Raw genomic sequence first — 1059 nt, forward strand, 5'->3', positions numbered from 1 at the left:
CAGGAGGTCCGCTGATGTCGGCCGGCTTCAAGGTGATCCTGGACGACCTCACCACGATGGCGAAGACGTTTCACGACCAGGCCACCGACTGGCGCAAGTTGCACTCCGACGTGGCGCCGCCCATAGGCAGCGGTGGCGATCCGGGACTGGACCACGCGATCAAGGAGGTCGCCGACCTCATCATCGGGCTGCACCTCGGCCTGGCGGACAAGCTGGACGAGCACGGGGACAAGGTCGGATACGCGAGGGACTCCTTCCACCGGCACGACATCGACGTGCGTGGGCTGTTCGATGACCTGGACCTGGAGAAAGGCTGATGGGCGACAGTTGGGTCGGCGGGGACATCGGCACGCTGCGCACGATGTCCGACACGTACAAGAACGCCAAGGACAAGCTGGACGGCGTGGTCAAGCCGCTGACCCAGGTCGTCGACAAGCTGGCCACCGACGCGAGCTGGAAGGGCGAAGCGGCGGGTACCTTCCGCGCGCAGTGGACCGCTGACGCGATCACGGCCGGCGCCTTCGCCACTCTCGTGCACGACGCGGGCAAGATACTCGGTGACCTCGCCGACGCCCTTTCCACCTGTGACACCGCCCTGAAGAACGCCGAGCACGTCGCCACGTCCCAGGGCCTTCCGATGGCCGACAAGGGCGTCGTCCCACCGATCGTCACCTCCGACCCCAAGACGGCGGCCGCGCTGAAGGAGTACGAGGCGGCCTGTACCGAGATCCAGCACACCGCGCAGCATGCCCGGCTGGTGGCAGCGGACAAGTTGCGAGGGTTGTACCTGCAGGTCACGAAGAAGAAGTCTTCGTCGGTACTCCCGGGTGACAAGGTCACCATCGCGGACTTCCTGCGCGGCCTGTACGCCTCCGCTGCCGAGGACACCCGGGTTGACGGCAAGAAGGCCCGCGACAAGATCGACGCCGCCAAGGCCGAGGAACGGGCCGCGAAGAAAGAACTCAAAGCTGAACGCAGGACGTACCAGCAACAGGGCCGCAAAATGCCCGATGATCTCCCTGCCAAGAGCGCCTATCGCGACGCGGTGAGCAAGGTCAA

Annotated in this window: 2 protein-coding genes; both read left to right on the forward strand. The window is 65.6% G+C overall.

Annotated elements, in window-relative coordinates; translation table 11 throughout:
- The coding region (locus tag ACWDEN_RS48120; protein WP_450864481.1) for a DUF6317 family protein at nt 1-317 on the forward strand (317 nt) is incomplete at its 5' end.
- Nucleotides 317-1059, forward strand: a 743-nt coding sequence (locus ACWDEN_RS48125) for a WXG100 family type VII secretion target (protein ID WP_450864483.1), incomplete at its 3' end; no start/stop codon positions are given. The genes ACWDEN_RS48120 and ACWDEN_RS48125, both read left to right, overlap by 1 nt.

Source organism: Streptomyces sp. NPDC001153 (assembly GCF_053598315.1).